The following is a 15,164-nucleotide window of genomic DNA, read 5'->3' as shown; positions in this document are numbered from 1 at the left end:
GTGCTTAAATAAGCATCACTCATGGAGGTGAGGAAATTGTGGTCGTCTATGCGGATCTCATTTTCCTACTGAACTTTCTGATGGATGCGGCCATGCTGATCGTAACGGCTAAAACGCGGAAAATATCGTTCAAGTGGTGGAGAATCGTAGGTTCGTCGTTTTTGGGAGCCGCCTATGTCGTGATCATGTTCCTTCCTGTGCCCTTATTTCTATTTACATTTTCTGTGAAATGTATGTTCTGTATCGGTATGATTATGACAGCTTTTGGCTTTGGGTCCTTACAAAATTTACTCAGAAACCTTGGAACGTTCCTTTTAGTAAATTTTGCGGTGGCTGGCGGTATGTTCGGCATTCATTATGTACTGGCATCCTCCTCTGACGTTATGAACGGGATTGTGTTCACACAATCCGGTGTGGCTTTGTTCCAATTGAACATAGGCAGCATGCTGTTTGTCCTTGCGCTCTTAATTCCCTTGTTATGGTGGTTTAAAACTGTATTTCAAAGTACTAAGCAGCGTGAAGTCATGACAAGCTTTTTGGCAGAGATAACAATTCATGTAGGCGATTATACGGCCTCGTGCAAAGGCTTAATTGATACAGGGAATCAACTCTATGATCCTTTGACGCGCACGCCTGTAATGGTGATGGAAGTATCGGAATGGGGCGATGTCTTTCCCGAAGAGTGGCTGAAGCGAATCCGCTCAGCAGATGTTGATCAGATCATCAGCGGCTTAGGGGAGGAAGCGTTCGAATGGCAGGATCGGTTGCGACTCGTGCCGTACCGTGGGGTGAATCGGAATACCCAATTCATGCTGGCTATTAAACCCGATAAGGTGGTGATCACCCATAATGAAGTTCAAACCGAAGCGTTCAAAGTGCTTATCGGGCTCGATGGAGGTAAGCTTTGCCATGACGGCTCCTATCAAGCTATTATCCATCCTGCTTTAATTTCAGCTGTCTAGCGCTTACATACAATGCAAGTTTTGCATAGCAAAGCTGAGCAAATGCTTACGACACAAGTTTTCCTACGGAAAACTCTTAGGAGGAAACTAACATGTTCTTGAAGTGGAAAATGCTTTTTCAACTAGTGTATTATCGCATTCTGATGTTCTTGGGTCTTAAAGGAGAAGAAATCTATTACATTGGTGGCAGTGAAGCTTTGCCGCCGCCACTTACGAGAGAAGAAGAAGAATACTTATTGGAAAAGTTACCGTCCGGGGATGCAGCGATTCGCGCCATGCTGATCGAGCGCAACCTCAGATTGGTTGTCTATATAGCCAGGAAATTCGAGAATACCGGAATCAATATCGAGGACTTGGTCTCTATCGGCGCGATCGGCTTAATTAAAGCTGTGAACACGTTTGATCCTGAGAAGAAGATTAAGCTAGCTACTTATGCTTCGCGATGTATTGAGAATGAGATTTTGATGTATTTGCGTCGAAACAGCAAGATCCGTACAGAGGTTTCTTTTGATGAACCCCTTAACATTGATTGGGATGGCAATGAACTTCTGCTTTCCGATGTCCTTGGAACCGAGAATGATACGATTTATCGTAACATCGAAGAGCAGGTAGATCGCAAGTTGCTGCATAAAGCGCTTGACAAGCTAAGTGAGCGTGAACGAATCATCATGGAGCTTCGGTTCGGTTTGCAAGACGGGGAGGAGAAGACGCAGAAGGACGTCGCTGACTTGCTGGGTATTTCTCAATCGTACATATCTAGGTTGGAAAAGCGAATCATTAAGCGCTTGCGCAAGGAATTTAACAAGATGGTGTAAAGATTAACGGAAGCCTGTGATGGTGTTGCCATCTGGCTTCTTTTTTTTAGATTGAAAAAAATTTTTTGACGGCTGATGTCGAAATTGTTCAGCAGTCACGGGAGGGAGCGAGTCGCAGACCTTTTGTCAAGTGCTCGGACAGGCGATCGGGCAGGAATAAATCGGTCACTCACGGGGATAATTAACAGTAATGTTTCTCCTTGGGAGGTAATCACGGTGACCCGAAATAAAGTTGAGATATGTGGTGTTGATACATCCAAACTGCCAGTTCTGACCAACGCTGAAATGCGCGAGCTGTTCACTGATTTGCAGACGAAACAGGAACGGGCAGCCAGAGAGAAATTGGTCAATGGAAACCTTAGGTTGGTTCTAAGCGTGATCCAGCGGTTCAACAATCGCGGAGAGTATGTGGACGATCTCTTCCAAGTTGGTTGTATTGGCTTGATGAAGGCCATTGATAATTTTGATTTAAGCCAAAACGTCAAATTCTCGACCTATGCTGTACCGATGATTATAGGTGAGATACGCCGCTACTTACGTGACAATAACCCGATTCGCGTTTCTCGTTCCTTGAGAGATATTGCTTACAAGGCTTTGCAAGTCAGAGACAGCTTGACGAACCAGAACTCTCGCGAACCAACGATTTATGAAATTTCTGAAGCGCTTAATGTCCCCAAAGAAGATGTCGTCTTCGCACTGGATGCAATCCAAGATCCGGTATCCTTGTTCGAACCTATTTATCACGATGGGGGAGATCCCATCTATGTGATGGATCAGATCAGCGATGAGCGGAATAAAGATATGTCCTGGATTGAAGGAATTGCGCTTCGGGAAGCGATGAGGAAACTGAATGCTCGGGAGAAAATGATCCTTTCTATGCGGTTCTTCGAAGGGAAGACGCAAATGGAGGTTGCCGATGAAATTGGCATTTCCCAAGCCCAAGTATCGCGACTTGAGAAATCAGCCATTTGTCAGATGCAGAAACATGTGAAATCGTAATGTACTTACATAAAGACCGGATCGGCTGTGACAAGCCGTGAAGGTCTTTTTTTGAGTTTCAGGACATTTTGCCCACTCCGCACATATACTAGTACAAAATCAGTTAAAATCTATTGAGATTCGTGGTGAATGGCCTCATGAAAATATCTGATTTTCAGACGAAGGATGTCATTAATATTGTAGATGGCAAGAAGCTCGGGCAAATCAGTGATTTGGAGCTTGATTTGCGTCAAGGCCGGATTGAATCGATTGTTGTGCCGAACCAGAGCCGATTTTTTGGCCTGTTTGGCTCAGGGACAGATGTCATTATTCCGTGGAAACACATCGTAAAAATAGGCGCCGATGTTGTTCTTGTGAAGCTCGAAGATGCGCGTCCATACCGTCAAACGGATGACAACGAGGGAGTCTATGAACTTAATCGGCAATTTCGCAACTGATGAATAACACACGAGCGAAGGCTGTTGCGAAGCGCAATGGCTAAGCAGATATCGTGTGTTTTTTTGTTTTGTGCTAAAGTAAGAGCAAACGGATACGTAAGGAGAGAGTGCAGTGGAACCATTCGTGAAACTGGAGAAACCGAATAGGCCTGTCCTATTTACTATAGAAAGCTGGATGGAGCAGTTTAGTGAGTTGACAGTTGGTTTTACTTCCCGCAATGGCGGCGTGAGTTTGGAGCCGTTCACAACGCTGAATTGTGGACTGCACGTTAACGATGTGCCGGAACATGTGGTGAGGAACCGAGAGTTGGTTGCAGAGGCGCTGGAGCAGCCCTTTGAAGCCTTTACCTATGCGGAGCAGGTACATGGCAACGAGGTGACGATTGTAAGCCTCGAAGAGCGAGGGAGTGGCAGAGCATCCAGAGAAGCGGCCATTCAAGCCAAGGATGGTTTCATTACGAAGGAGACGGGGATTGTGCTCTGTGCCCAATTCGCCGATTGTGTTCCTTTATTTTTCTATGATCCCATTAAGCGTGTGGTCGGCCTGGCTCATGCAGGTTGGAAAGGCACGGTGCTAAACATTTCCAAGGCTACAATAGCCTTAATGACAAATACTTTTGGTAGCAGCGCATCAGATATTCGCACGGCCATTGGCCCTTCCATTGGGGCATGCTGTTATGAGGTCGACCAGTCAGTTGCAGATCGGGTCAAAGCAGTTCTTGATGAGGTTCAAGCTGCTCCGGAAGAGCATTCAACTGTCATAGTGGCGAAAGAAAATAGCAAGTACATGCTGAATTTGCAAGAATTGAACCGAAAATTGTTACAGCAAGCAGGAATTTTGTCGTCCCATATCGAAGTATCACAGTTATGTACCAGTTGTAACACAGATAAGTTCTTTTCCCATCGAAAAGAGGGCGGGGCAACAGGTAGAATGATTGCTTGGATTGGGCTCACCTAAAAGGCCGTTCAAGGCATGTGTTGAAGTGAGGTGTCTGTATTAATGAGTATACGAAATCGAAAAGAAGCGGTTGAAGCACGAGTTGCCGCAGCATGCAAGCGGTCCGACCGTCCGTTGGAAGATGTGAATATCATAGCGGTAACGAAATATGTTTCTCTGGAAACAACCCGGTGTGTACTTGACGAAGGGTTATCCCATATTGGTGAAAATCGTTGGCAGGATGTCAAACCGAAGTGGGAAGCGCTGCATGAGCGCGGAACCTGGCATTTCATTGGGCACCTGCAGACGAACAAGGTGAAAGACGTAATCGGCAGATTTGCCTATATTCATTCCTTGGACCGGATGTCGCTAGCCAAAGAGCTGGACAAGCAGGCTGCTGTCCTTGGCTTGAAAGTAAAGTGTCTCTTGCAAGTGAATGTCTCGGGTGAAGAGTCCAAGTATGGCGTTGCGCCTGAGCAATTCTTTGAGTTAGCTGAAGAAGTTAGTAAGCTGTCACATATACATATTACCGGTTTGATGACAATGGCCCCATATGAGATGGAAGCCGATGCAACTCGTCCTGTATTTCGCGGGCTAAGAGAATTGCGCGATCAATTGAATGAACGCAACCTTTTTCCTTATGAGATCAAGGAATTATCGATGGGGATGTCCGGAGATTTTGAAGTAGCGATTGAAGAAGGAGCTACTTGGGTAAGATTGGGTACTGTTCTGGTTGGAAAAGAGGAATAAGACCGTAAGTGAAAGTAAGAATAAGACAGGAGGGATTTATCGTGGGTGTTTATAACCGATTTATGAATTTTCTTGGACTGCAAGAAGAGGAAGAGATTGTGGAACGCGAGCGGATTGTGGAAGCTGCCGAAGAACCTGAAACCAATCCGTATGAATTGCGTAATAAAAATAAGGCAAATGTCGTCAGCATACATTCACAGAAGAATGCGCGTGTCGTGCTTAGCGAGCCTCGAACATACGAAGAAACGCAGGACATTGCCGACCATCTTCGTTCAAGAAGAGCGGTGGTTGTCAATCTGCAGCGTGTTCGCGGCGATCAAGCAGTACGAATTGTAGATTTCTTGAGCGGTACGGTATATGCTTTGAATGGGTCTATCTCCAAACTTGGGCCGAATATCTTTCTTTGTACACCAGACTCAGTCGATATTCATGGTCACATCTCCGAGATGATGGGTGAGGAATAGGCGCATATCCTAACACAGAGGTGGATGCGTACGTGGCTTACGTTCACTATTACTTAAGTATTTTGATGGAAATTTATTATTTCATGATTATTGGCTACTTGATTCTCTCTTGGTTCCCGAATGCCAGAGAAAGCTTTATCGGCGGTTTGCTTAGTAAATTGGTCGAACCGTATTTAAGTCCATTTCGCAAAATTATTCCGAGCATCGGATTTATTGATCTTTCCCCGATCGTAGCCTTGATCGCTTTGCGATTCGTTGTTATGGGGATTGCGGCAGTGCTAGATTTTATTGTAGGGATGTTTTAATCTTGCCAAAAGAACTATATGGTCATTTTCACCCTGACGAACATCATTTTGTCGATAAAGCCTGGGATTGGATCGAGCGGGCGGCAGAGCAGCATGCTGTGAAGCTGACCGATTTTCTTGATCCCAGACAGGCTTTTATTCTTACCTCACTCGTTAACCGACATCCCGATGTCCACTGCCGTTTGGATGGCGGATACAGCGCTGCTGAACGGAAGAGAGCTTTAATAGCTCCCGATTACCGGATATTGGATGGGGAAGATATGGCGATGACGGTGTTGTCCGTTTCTTCGGGAGACGGCAAATTTCTAACTTTGGAACATGGAGATTACATGGGCGCCATTCTTGGACTCGGCATGAAGCGAGACAAGGTTGGCGATATTCACGTTATAGAGGGTGGCTGCCACTGCTTGGTTACCCAAGATGCTGCTGATTACTTGCACATGAACCTCTCCCAAGTACATAAGGTCCACGTGCAGACCGAATTGCTCCCGTTGGATAAGCTGGCACTGGCTAATGTGAATCTGGAAGAACTATCTTTATCTGTCGCTTCCATGCGGATGGACGGGATTGTCAGTGATGTCTTCCGGCTTAGCCGCGCCAAAGTATTAACCCCTATTCAAGCGGGCAGGTGCCGTGTGAACTGGAAGCTGGAAGAAGATCCAAGCAAGCCGCTGAAGGAAGGCGATATGGTGTCCCTGCAAGGATTCGGCCGTTTTAAGGTGCTGGAAGTCGAAGGCATTACGAAAAAAGGTCGAATTCGTGTGAAAATCGGCAAGTTTGCTTAGAGTGGAACATTTATCCACGAACTTTGCAGGAATTGCTTATTTTCTGTCGAACTGAACAGTATAGAGATGGGTGTAAGCGGGCTTTTTACGATGTGGCTCCGTTTATGCTTGCGAAGTCCGTTTTGCAAAGCAAAACGCTAAGGAGGGGCACTGATGCCATTAACACCGTTAGACATACATAATAAAGAATTTTCCCGCTCGTTTCGCGGTTATGATGAAGATCAGGTCAATGAATTCCTTGATCAAGTCATTAAAGATTACGAAGCGTTGATTCGCGAGAATAAAGACTTGCAGAATCAAACGGTGACGCTTCAAGAGCGGTTGGATCATTTTACGAATATTGAGGATTCGCTTAGCAAAACGATCATCGTAGCGCAAGAAGCAGCGGATGAAGTAAGAAGCAATGCGAAAAAAGAAGCTCAGCTGATTTTGAAAGAAGCCGAGAAGAACGCGGACCGGATTATTAATGAATCTTTGACACGTTCCCGGAAGGTAGCTTTAGAGATTGAAGAATTGAAGAAACAGGCGTCGATCTACCGAACACGATTCCGGACGCTGCTTGAAGCCCAACTGGAACTGCTTAATACAGAAGGTTGGCAAAGCATGCAGTTTGAGACCAAAGACGAGTAGAAATGCCCCGTAATGGAGGCCGTCTTATTGACTATGCCCAATGAATTGGGTATACTCCTGTTAAATGTATCTCAGTAAAGCTATGACTGGAACGAGTAGGTCGAGCATGCAGGGTCAGCGAATTAGGGTTATGGTGTGAGCCTAATCTCTGCAGTGTACCGAATATCCCCCAGGAGCGTCTCTTGAATGAAGTAGAGAGAAACGGGTCATGCCGTTACACATGATCGAGTGATGAAGTTGTGTTCTGCGCCTGCAAGGGCAGAGCGTTAGCTTTATAACGAGGGTGGTACCGCGAGCTGAGTTTCTCGTCCCTTTTTGGGGGATGAGAGGCTTTTTTTGTTTTTCAGGCATAACAAAGTTCAGGGTAAGATTGGAGAGGTCAACATGGATTATGGCAAAACGTTAAATCTATTACAAACCGAGTTTCCTATGCGGGGCAACCTGCCTCAGGCGGAACCGAAAATGCAGGAGCACTGGGAAGCTGAAGATATTTATGCCAAAGTGCAGGAAAGCCGCAAGGGCAGAACTAAATTTATTTTGCATGATGGGCCTCCGTACGCTAATGGTGATATTCATATCGGACATGCGCTTAACAAAGTTTTGAAGGATATTATCGTTCGTTTCAAAACGCTGCAAGGTTTCGACGCGCCTTATGTACCAGGTTGGGATACACATGGGCTGCCAATTGAACAAGTAATCACAAACAGCGGGAAAGTCGACCGCAAGAAAATGACGATCCCCGAATTCCGTGAATATTGCAAAGAATACGCGCTGCAGTCCGTTGAAAAGCAAAAAAGCCAGTTCAAGCGATTGGGGATCCGCGGAGACTGGAACAATCCCTACATCACCCTGCAACCGGACTATGAAGCGAATCAAATTCGCGTTTTTGGCAAAATGGTACAAAAGGGCTACATTTACAAAGGATTGAAACCTGTTTACTGGTCTCCTTCTTCCGAAAGTGCGCTCGCTGAAGCGGAGATCGAATACAAGGAGAAAACTTCCACCTCCATTTATGTAGCTTTCCCAGTCAAAGACGGCAAAGGCAAGCTGCCGCAAGATGCAGCAATTGTTATCTGGACGACAACAGCTTGGACACTCCCTGCCAATTTGGGAATTTCGCTGCATCCGGAGTTTGAGTATGCGGTTATCCAAACCGGTGGCAAGAAATATGTGCTTGCCCAAGGATTGCTGGCCTCTGCTGCCAAAGAAATAGGCTGGAGCGAATATGAAATCTTATCCACGGTGAAGGGCAGCGAACTGGAATATGTAACTTGCCAACATCCGTTCTACGATCGTGAATCGTTAGTTATGGTTGGTGAGCACGTTACACTTGAAGCCGGTACAGGCTGTGTTCATACAGCTCCTGGACATGGGGAAGATGACTTTGTGATTGGCCAGCGTTACAATATTGGGGTTCTGTGCCCGGTTGATGATCAAGGACACTTCACAGCGGAAGCGCCTGGCTATGAAGGCGTGTTCTATGAAAAAGGCGGCAAGCAAATTATCGAGAAGCTGCAAGAATCGGGGCTTTTACTGAAAGCGACGGATATTCAGCATCAGTATGCCCATGATTGGCGCACCAAAAAGCCGGTTATCTATCGTGCAACGGAACAATGGTTTGCTTCTATTGATAAATTCAGACAAGAGATGCTGGATGAAATCAAGCAAGTGAAGTGGACGCCAGAGTGGGGCGAAGTTCGCCTGCACAATATGATTGCAGACCGCGGAGACTGGTGTATTTCAAGACAGCGCGCATGGGGAGTGCCAATCCCGATCTTCTACTGCCGCAGCTGCAACGAACCTCTGGTGAATGAGCAAACGATTGAACATGTTGCTCAGCTTTTCGAGAGAGAGGGCTCGAATGCCTGGTTTATCAAGGAGGAGAAGGACCTGCTTCCTCCGGGTATCCACTGTGCCAAATGTGGACATGGCGAGTTCCGCAAGGAAACGGACATCATGGATGTATGGTTCGATTCCGGTTCCAGTCATATGGCTGTGCTGGAAGCGCGCCCTGAATTGCAATGGCCTGCCGATTTGTACTTGGAAGGCTCTGACCAGTATCGTGGCTGGTTCAACTCATCTCTCATCACTGGCGTTGCGACCAAAGAGAAATCGCCTTACAAAGGGATTCTCAGCCACGGTTTCACCCTTGATGGCGAAGGCCGCAAGATGTCCAAGTCCATCGGGAATACGATTGATCCGAATGCCGTCTGCGGGAAGTTGGGCGCTGATATCTTGCGTCTATGGGTATCTTCCGTCGACTATCAATCCGATCACCGGATTTCGGATAACATTTTGAATCAAACGACGGAAGTATACCGTAAAATCCGAAATACGATGCGTTTCTTGTTGGGGAACTTGAGTCAGTTTGATCCTGCAGCAGATCGTGTGGCGCCAGAGAATTTGTCTGAGCTGGATCGCTATGCTTTGATTCGTTTGAACCGGATGATTGAGAAAGTCGTAAAGGCTTATGAAGCGTATGAATTCCATGTCGTTTATCAAACGATTCATCACTTCTGCGCGGTTGAGATGAGCTCGTTCTACTTAGATATCATCAAAGATCGTTTGTATGCGAATGCTGCGCATGATCCTGCGCGTAAAGCATCCCAAACCGTGTTGTATGCCGCTGTGATCGCGATCACCAAGCTAATTTCACCGATTCTTCCGCATACGGCAGATGAAGTGTGGAAGTACATCCCGGGTGTTGAACTAAGCAGCGTGCAGCTTGCGGAGCTGCCTGAAGTGGATACTAGTTTATTCAATGAGCAGTTGGAGAATAAGTGGAACAGCTTCTTAAGTATCCGCGATGAAGTGTTGAAAGCATTAGAAGAAGCGCGCAAAGAGAAAGTGATCGGAAATTCGCTTGGAGCGGCTGTTCACTTATATCCGAACGAAGCAACATCCAGCTTGCTGGCTGAGCTTGGCCAGTTGGATCAGTTGTTCATCGTATCGGCAGTTGTCGTTCATCCAGCCGGCACAGATGTGCCTGAGGGTACTTACCAAGCGAAGGATGCCGCTATTGCGATTGCCGTTGCTGAGGGCGAGAAGTGCGAGCGCTGCTGGATAGTGACCCCGGAGGTTGGGCAAAGTAAAGAACATCCGTCCTTATGTAAAAGATGTAGTGACGTCGTGAGCGAACACGAGTAACAGCAAAGGAACAAACGAGCTTTCGCAGTTGGCGAAGCTCGTTTGTCCTGTTTGTTCTATCGCTGTTCGTCATCTGCGTCGGTGAGTTGTTCTGGCTCCAGAAAAGGATCGCCTTCACCGCTATGAATATAATCGCGGTATGCCTTGCTTCGCACGATTGTTACATGTTCACCGTATAAATCTGTGGCTATGAAACTTTCGAACGATTCCACGTATCCTTCGTGTTCGTCAGCTTCAATGTACATTTCATTGTAGTCTTCCACGTTGGCATTTTCACCGAAGGCAGGGGTATTGGATGTCCCCCAGCTTTCAACAATTTGCCAAGCGTCTTCGCCATCAAATTCAGTTTCATCGTTGCGTTCATCGAAGCTAGTTCGGCCAAAAGGCGGGAAGAGCACTTGTTCCTCAACGGGTCTTCTGAAAGATTGATCAGGATCAGGCACATGTTCCAAGCTGTAAAGTGTCGTCGGAATGGCTTCAAGACGTTCAAAAGGGATCGGTTGTTTGCTAAATACACATATCCCGTAATCACCGCTTTCCATGCGAGCCAAAGCTTCATTCACTTGCTCCAAATGCATTTCGGCATGTTCATTCAGCGAGATATCTTTCTCGCGTTCGTAGATTTCGGAAGCAATATCACCCGGATGATTGTCATACATGGATAGTTCGCCTGTACTGTCTGAGAACGAATTGGCTAAGCCAAAATGATCATTTGTGGCGAAATGTTTCTCAAGATCAAGCTTTTCCTCCAATAATTGCAAATATAATTGTTTAAGTTGCTCTTCGGTTAAATGGCTCATAGGTCGTACAGCTCCCTTCTAACAGCTGATCCATACCCTTATAATGCCGATTTAGCGCTATTTTTAGTGAGGTAATTCCTTGTAAATAAGGAACTGTTCTGGTTTGATGAATATTAGGAGGAAAAGAATGTGAAATATTATTTCTATGCGCTAATTGTATTTATCTTGGATCAAGTGTCCAAATGGTTTATTACCAAACGAATTCCGCTGGGCGAGGAACGTTCTGTCATTGGTGACTTCTTCATCATTACATCGCATCGCAACCGCGGCGCGGCATTCGGCATTTTGCAAGATCAAAGATGGTTTTTCATTGTCATTACGACGATTGTCGTTATCGGCATCATCTGGTACATTCGCAAAACGATTCGAGAAGGCAAGGTTCTGCTATCAACTGCGCTCAGTTTATTGCTGGGTGGAGCGCTTGGCAATTTCATCGACCGCGCTTTGTTCGGTGAGGTTGTGGACTTCCTTCAGTTTACATTTGATTTTAGCTTGTTTGGCAAAGCCATCTATTATATTTATCCGATTTTCAATTTAGCTGATTCAGCCATCGTGATTGGGGTTATCCTCATTTTCTTAGAATCAATCCTAGCTTGGAGAAAAGAAAAAAAAGGAGCAACACATGAACACAAATCAGACCTCGTCTGAGGCTGCAGTGAATGAGATCGTAGAATGGACAGTTGAAAAAGAGTATGCCAAAGAACGTATTGATAAATTCATTACAGAAGCTTGGGAAGAAGAGGTGTCCCGCACCTTGATCCAGCAATGGGTCAAAGACGGGCACGTGAAAGTCAACGGCAAAGCGATTAAACCCAATTATAAGCTTTCTGAGCAGGATGTTATTTCACTTCAAGTGCCAGAACCTCAAGGTGTTGAGCTGGGGGCAGAGGATATTCCGCTGAACGTTGTGTATGAGGATGCTGATCTTATTGTGATCAATAAGCAGCGTGGACTGGTTGTGCATCCGGCACCTGGGCACTACTCAGGTACGCTTGTTAATGCCCTGATGTATCATTGCAAGGATTTATCCGGCATTAACGGAGAACTACGTCCTGGTATCGTCCATAGGATCGATAAAGATACGTCTGGACTTATCATGTCCGCTAAAAATGACAAAGCACACGCCAGTTTGGCTGAGCAGTTAAAGGCGCATACCGTGAATCGCAAATATATCGCATTGGTGCATGGGCATTTGCAGCATGATCAAGGAACGATCGATGCTCCGATCGGCCGTGATTCGCATGATCGTAAAATGTATACCGTGACTGAGAAAAACAGCAAGACAGCTGTCACGCATTTCGTTGTTCTTGAACGTTTCGGTGATTTCACTTTAGTGGAATTGAAGCTGGAGACAGGAAGAACACATCAAATTCGTGTGCATATGAAATTTATCGGACATCCGCTGGTTGGCGATCCTATGTACGGGAAGAGCAAGGGGATGCTAATGAATGGACAAGCGCTCCATGCCGCTGTGCTGGGCTTTAAACACCCGCGTTCAGGGGAGTGGCTGCAATTTGAAGCGCCAATACCGGCTGACATGGATGAGCTGCTGCAAACGATACGAACAACCTAGCGGTTAGTTGAGCGGGAGAGGCGTGAAATCATATGGAGCATTTAATCAATCCTTTAGTAAGAGAGATTCAAATTTCAGGTATTCGCAAAATTTCTAATTTAGTCAGCACGATACCGGGTGCATTGACCTTAACGATCGGACAGCCGGATTTTCCGACGCCGCGGCACATCATTGAAGCGGGTCAGCGGGCTTTGGATCAAAATAAAACGGTCTACACACAGAATCCCGGCCTTCTGGAATTGCGAGAGGCTGTGGCCAATTTCGTTCATGTGAAATATGGACAAACCTATCGTCCTGCGGATGAAATTATTGTTACCGCAGGTGCAAGTCAAGCGGTGGACATTACGCTTAGGACAATTCTGACACCGGGTGCAGAAGTCATTATTCCAGCTCCGATTTATCCAGGCTATGAACCATTAATTCGCTTAGCTGGCGGGATTCCGGTGTATGTGGATACCCGCGACAACGGCTTGAAATTAACAGCCGATTTGTTGGAACCCTATTTAACGGACAAAACGCGATGTGTCATTCTTTGTTATCCGTCCAATCCGACGGGGCAAGTGCTATCGGAGAAAGAGTTGGCTGATCTTGCGCAGCTTCTGGCAGACCGCGAGCTATTCATTTTATCGGATGAAATTTATAGTGAGCTTGTTTATGGGCAGCAGCATCATTCCATATCAACACTCGGCAAGCTGCGCGAGAAAACAATTGTGATTAATGGATTATCCAAATCGCATGCGATGACAGGCTGGCGCATTGGCTTCACCTTAGCGCCTGCCTACCTCACAGAGCATATGACGAAGGTTCACCAGTATAATGTGACCTGCGCGAGCTCTGTGAGCCAGTATGCGGCACTGGAAGCCTTGACCGTTGGCGTGGACGATGCACTCCCGATGCGCAGCGCCTATGAAGCACGAAGAGATTATGTCTATGATCGACTGGTAGCCATGGGCATAGAATTAGAAAAGCCGGATGGAGCTTTTTACTTATTCCCTTCCATCGCAAAGTTCGGACTCAGTTCCATGGATTTTACGATGAAGCTGCTTCAGGACGAGCATGTGGCTGTCGTGCCGGGAGATGCGTTTACCTCTTTCGGAGAAGGCTTTATTCGGATATCTTACGCTTATTCCCAAGAAGTGCTTGAAGAGTCGCTGAATCGGTTGGAACGATTTGTCGGCAAGTTAAGATAATACAGATATAGCCTCCAAGCCCACTTTAAGAAGTGTACCTTTAGAATAGACATTGGAAAAAACTCCTGGGTTAAACCGATGAAAATTCTAGGAGGTGCACTTCTTTATACGTGGGTTGGAGGTTTTTTTGGGGAATGAATCCATTTGCCTCGAGCGTCCACTTAGGACAAGCAGAAAGAATGCTTCAACATCCCTAGCACGCGACATAAAAGAACCTAGCCCGGAGGCTAGGTTCTTTTTAGCTGGATTTATAAGTCAGATAAGCGGTTATGGTCGTTATCGCCACATCAATGGCGCCTTCATCCGGCTCAAGCTTGGCGTGATGCAGCCCATGTGGGGTATCAACACCTAACCAGAACATGAAGCCTGGAATTTGCTCAAGGAAATAGCCGAAATCCTCGCCGGTCATCGCCTCCGTGCATTCCACAAGCGTCACATTGTCACGTTCGCGCAGCCAATCCATGAATTCCACTGTCAGTGGCGGATCATTGAACACTTGGCGATAGTTGGAACCGTAATCGATTGATACACGGCACTCGAATGAACTCTCAACACCTGCTGCTACGGCTTCGATCCGCTTTTTGATCTTGCTCATCGAATCCGCGGAGAGGGTACGAATCGTACCTTCGAGACGAGCTTTTTCGGCGATGATATTCTGCTTCGTTCCCGCTTCCATTTTGCCAATCGTAATGACGGCTGAATCGAGCGGATTCACATTGCGGGACACGATTGTGTGCAGTTGTCCGACCATTTGGGTGGCAGCCACAATCATATCATTGGCTTGGTGCGGATAGGCAGCATGTCCGCCTTTGCCTAGCAAATCAATGAACAGCTCCGACGTATTCGCGAATAAAATTTCCGGCCGTGTCGCAATGGTGCCCACGGGGTATTCAGGCGCGATATGAAGGGCTATCATCTGATCAGGCTTCCAATCCTGCAGCTCCTCCGCTGCGAGCATAGGCAGAGCGCCTCCAGGACCTTCCTCCGCAGGTTGAAACAGCACGACTAAATCATCTCGCATAGGCTGCTGCACGAAATGGGTGACAACCCCCATGCCAATCGACATGTGAAAATCATGACCGCATGCGTGCATATAGCCAGAATGTTGGGAAGGAAAAGGAAGAGAAGTCTCTTCCTTAATCGGTAGTCCATCCATATCCGCGCGATAGCCAAAGCGCTTGGTAGGCTTCGTTCCCTTGATATATACTAGAATGCCTGTCCGCCAAGTCCGAATGGTCAACCGCTCTTGAGGCAGCTTGGCAAGCTCGTCCAGAAGCAATTGCTGCGTTTTGAACTCCTGAAAGCCAGGCTCCGGAATTTGGTGAAGCTGGCGGCGCAGTTCGATGAAAGGGCTAAGCATGGCGAATCCC

Annotated in this window: 16 protein-coding genes and 1 other annotated feature; of the genes, 14 read left to right on the top strand and 2 right to left on the bottom strand. The window is 46.6% G+C overall.

Features of this window, described 5'->3' with window-relative positions; all coding sequences use genetic code 11:
• Window positions 1-38 precede the first annotated feature (38 nt).
• The 11 genes from spoIIGA (at window position 39) to ileS (ending at window position 10,231) form a co-directional block, all read left to right on the top strand.
• On the top strand, window positions 39-962 hold the full coding sequence (gene spoIIGA / locus LOZ80_RS15540; protein ID WP_238172242.1) for a sigma-E processing peptidase SpoIIGA: 924 nt from the start codon (window positions 39-41) through the stop codon (window positions 960-962).
• Between the two features lie 92 nt (window positions 963-1,054).
• A complete protein-coding gene (gene sigE, locus LOZ80_RS15535; protein ID WP_189006197.1) occupies window positions 1,055-1,777 on the top strand; it encodes an RNA polymerase sporulation sigma factor SigE in 723 nt (240 codons plus the stop codon).
• A gap of 216 nt (window positions 1,778-1,993) precedes the next feature.
• Entirely contained in the window at window positions 1,994-2,776 is a 783-nt protein-coding gene (gene sigG / locus LOZ80_RS15530) for an RNA polymerase sporulation sigma factor SigG (RefSeq protein WP_189006194.1), read from the top strand.
• Between the two features lie 137 nt (window positions 2,777-2,913).
• Window positions 2,914-3,213: a YlmC/YmxH family sporulation protein gene (locus LOZ80_RS15525; protein WP_238172241.1), complete on the top strand. Its 300-nt coding sequence runs from the start codon at window positions 2,914-2,916 to the stop codon at window positions 3,211-3,213.
• A 112-nt stretch (window positions 3,214-3,325) separates the two neighbouring features.
• Window positions 3,326-4,171: a peptidoglycan editing factor PgeF gene (pgeF, locus tag LOZ80_RS15520; protein WP_238172240.1), complete on the top strand. Its 846-nt coding sequence runs from the start codon at window positions 3,326-3,328 to the stop codon at window positions 4,169-4,171.
• Between the two features lie 42 nt (window positions 4,172-4,213).
• On the top strand, window positions 4,214-4,900 hold the full coding sequence (locus tag LOZ80_RS15515) for a YggS family pyridoxal phosphate-dependent enzyme (protein WP_238172239.1): 687 nt from the start codon (window positions 4,214-4,216) through the stop codon (window positions 4,898-4,900).
• A gap of 41 nt (window positions 4,901-4,941) precedes the next feature.
• The gene (locus LOZ80_RS15510) at window positions 4,942-5,364 is read left to right on the top strand and encodes a cell division protein SepF (protein ID WP_189006182.1); all 423 of its coding nucleotides are present in this window, start codon (window positions 4,942-4,944) and stop codon (window positions 5,362-5,364) included.
• A gap of 65 nt (window positions 5,365-5,429) precedes the next feature.
• Entirely contained in the window at window positions 5,430-5,669 is a 240-nt protein-coding gene (locus LOZ80_RS15505; protein ID WP_189007025.1) for a YggT family protein, read from the top strand.
• 2 nt (window positions 5,670-5,671) lie between these two features.
• Complete coding sequence (locus tag LOZ80_RS15500) at window positions 5,672-6,454, top strand: YlmH family RNA-binding protein (RefSeq protein ID WP_443147035.1); 783 nt, start codon at window positions 5,672-5,674, stop codon at window positions 6,452-6,454.
• A gap of 153 nt (window positions 6,455-6,607) precedes the next feature.
• The gene (locus LOZ80_RS15495) at window positions 6,608-7,084 is read left to right on the top strand and encodes a DivIVA domain-containing protein (RefSeq protein ID WP_238172238.1); all 477 of its coding nucleotides are present in this window, start codon (window positions 6,608-6,610) and stop codon (window positions 7,082-7,084) included.
• 73 nt (window positions 7,085-7,157) lie between these two features.
• Window positions 7,158-7,400: a binding site (T-box leader), on the top strand.
• 68 nt (window positions 7,401-7,468) lie between these two features.
• Entirely contained in the window at window positions 7,469-10,231 is a 2,763-nt protein-coding gene (gene ileS / locus LOZ80_RS15490) for an isoleucine--tRNA ligase (protein ID WP_238172237.1), read from the top strand.
• Between the two features lie 56 nt (window positions 10,232-10,287).
• Here the strand turns inward: ileS and LOZ80_RS15485 are convergent, their stop codons facing one another.
• Window positions 10,288-11,031, bottom strand: a complete 744-nt coding sequence (locus tag LOZ80_RS15485) for a TraR/DksA C4-type zinc finger protein (protein ID WP_238172236.1) — start codon at window positions 11,029-11,031, stop codon at window positions 10,288-10,290.
• A 129-nt stretch (window positions 11,032-11,160) separates the two neighbouring features.
• On the opposite strand from LOZ80_RS15485, the gene lspA reads away from it, so the two are divergent.
• Genes lspA through LOZ80_RS15470 form a run of 3 tightly spaced genes read left to right on the top strand, consistent with a single transcriptional unit; the run spans window position 11,161 to window position 13,794 of the window.
• Window positions 11,161-11,679 carry a signal peptidase II gene (gene lspA, locus LOZ80_RS15480; protein ID WP_238172235.1) on the top strand — a complete coding sequence of 173 codons (519 nt, stop codon included), beginning with the start codon at window positions 11,161-11,163 and terminating at the stop codon, window positions 11,677-11,679.
• On the top strand, window positions 11,654-12,604 hold the full coding sequence (locus LOZ80_RS15475; protein ID WP_238172234.1) for an RluA family pseudouridine synthase: 951 nt from the start codon (window positions 11,654-11,656) through the stop codon (window positions 12,602-12,604). The genes lspA and LOZ80_RS15475 overlap by 26 nt, the downstream gene beginning before the upstream one ends.
• Window positions 12,605-12,636: 32 nt before the next feature.
• Window positions 12,637-13,794 (top strand): aminotransferase A, encoded by a 1,158-nt coding sequence (locus LOZ80_RS15470; RefSeq protein ID WP_238172233.1) that lies wholly within the window; start codon window positions 12,637-12,639, stop codon window positions 13,792-13,794.
• A gap of 238 nt (window positions 13,795-14,032) precedes the next feature.
• Here the strand turns inward: LOZ80_RS15470 and LOZ80_RS15465 are convergent, their stop codons facing one another.
• The gene (locus tag LOZ80_RS15465) at window positions 14,033-15,154 is read right to left on the bottom strand and encodes an N-acetyldiaminopimelate deacetylase (protein ID WP_238172232.1); all 1,122 of its coding nucleotides are present in this window, start codon (window positions 15,152-15,154) and stop codon (window positions 14,033-14,035) included.
• Between the last annotated feature and the right edge of the window lie 10 nt (window positions 15,155-15,164).

The organism is Paenibacillus sp. HWE-109 (assembly GCF_022163125.1).
GTDB lineage: Bacteria > Bacillota > Bacilli > Paenibacillales > NBRC-103111 > Paenibacillus_E.
This window is presented reverse-complemented; position numbering and strand designations above follow the sequence as displayed.

Bases quoted from the DNA above. Each gene is read 5' to 3' on its own strand.
- LOZ80_RS15495 (WP_238172238.1), top strand. From the start codon at position 6,608: ATGCCATTAACACCGTTAGACATACATAATAAAGAATTTTCCCGCTCG.
- LOZ80_RS15485 (WP_238172236.1), bottom strand. From the start codon at position 11,031: ATGAGCCATTTAACCGAAGAGCAACTTAAACAATTATATTTGCAATTA.
- LOZ80_RS15505 (WP_189007025.1), top strand. From the start codon at position 5,430: ATGGAAATTTATTATTTCATGATTATTGGCTACTTGATTCTCTCTTGG.
- sigE (WP_189006197.1), top strand. From the start codon at position 1,055: ATGTTCTTGAAGTGGAAAATGCTTTTTCAACTAGTGTATTATCGCATT.
- ileS (WP_238172237.1), top strand. From the start codon at position 7,469: ATGGATTATGGCAAAACGTTAAATCTATTACAAACCGAGTTTCCTATG.
- LOZ80_RS15465 (WP_238172232.1), bottom strand. From the start codon at position 15,154: ATGCTTAGCCCTTTCATCGAACTGCGCCGCCAGCTTCACCAAATTCCG.
- LOZ80_RS15525 (WP_238172241.1), top strand. From the start codon at position 2,914: ATGAAAATATCTGATTTTCAGACGAAGGATGTCATTAATATTGTAGAT.
- LOZ80_RS15475 (WP_238172234.1), top strand. From the start codon at position 11,654: ATGAACACAAATCAGACCTCGTCTGAGGCTGCAGTGAATGAGATCGTA.
- LOZ80_RS15515 (WP_238172239.1), top strand. From the start codon at position 4,214: ATGAGTATACGAAATCGAAAAGAAGCGGTTGAAGCACGAGTTGCCGCA.
- LOZ80_RS15470 (WP_238172233.1), top strand. From the start codon at position 12,637: ATGGAGCATTTAATCAATCCTTTAGTAAGAGAGATTCAAATTTCAGGT.